The sequence below is a fragment of the Pseudomonas sp. IT-P258 genome (genome assembly GCF_949767825.1).
Classification (GTDB): Bacteria; Pseudomonadota; Gammaproteobacteria; order Pseudomonadales; family Pseudomonadaceae; genus Aquipseudomonas; species Aquipseudomonas monachiensis.
This window is the reverse complement of the sequence record NZ_CATKPU010000051.1, coordinates 1-831: the sequence shown is the minus strand read 5'-3', so window position 1 is coordinate 831 and position 831 is coordinate 1. Positions and strand designations below refer to the sequence as shown.

General features: G+C 62.3%; 1 protein-coding gene. It reads left to right on the top strand.

The annotated features are described in order from the left end of the window. A partial coding sequence (locus tag ACM6G4_RS18675) for an immunoglobulin-like domain-containing protein (RefSeq protein ID WP_414914305.1) occupies nt 1-831 on the top strand: 831 nt, incomplete at both ends.

Sequence of the window (831 nt, the reverse complement as noted above, 5' to 3'; positions counted from 1 at the left end):
CCCACCGTCGCCGAAGGCGGCCAGGTCACCTACACCGTGACCCTGAGCAACGCGGCGGGTCTGCCAATTAATAACCATGGCCCGTTGGAGTTCACCCTCTCCGATGGCACCAAGATTACCGTCGCGGCCAATACGGCGACTGGCACGGCAACCATCGCCGCTGCCGACGACGTCTTCACCGGCGGCCAGGCACCGATCGTCAACAAGCTCGAGAGCGTTACTGGCGCAGACAACTTCGAAAAACTGACCCTGAGTCAGACCACAGTCGACACCAGCGTCACCGATGAGCCATCGGGCCAGGGCGACAAGGTCACCGTCAGCATCGAAGGCAATGGCGGCGTACAGGAAAACCTCGCGCCGACCTTCACCGTCAAGGTCGACCAGAAACTCGATCACGACCTCAAGGTCACCTTGAGCAACGGCGACACCGTCACCATTGAAGCGGGCAAATTGTCGGCCATCTACACCGCACCGGTGCAGGGTGACGACGTCTACAGCGACCCAAGTAACCTGAGCCTGACCGTCGGTTCGGCCAGCGTCGACGGCAAGGCCTTCGAAAACCTGGTGATCGACGGCACCGCGGCCAATGTGGCCATCACCGACACCGTCAGCGAAGTCATTGCCACTTTGACCGCCGACAAGTCCACCGTGGCTGAAGGCGGCCAGGTCACCTACACCGTGACCCTGACCAACGCGGCCGGTCTGCCGATCAATAACCACGGCCCGTTGGAATTCACCCTCTCCGATGGCACCAAGATCACCGTCGCGGCCAATACCGCGACCGGTACGGCGACCATCGCCGCTGCCGACGACGTGTTCACCGGTGGCCAG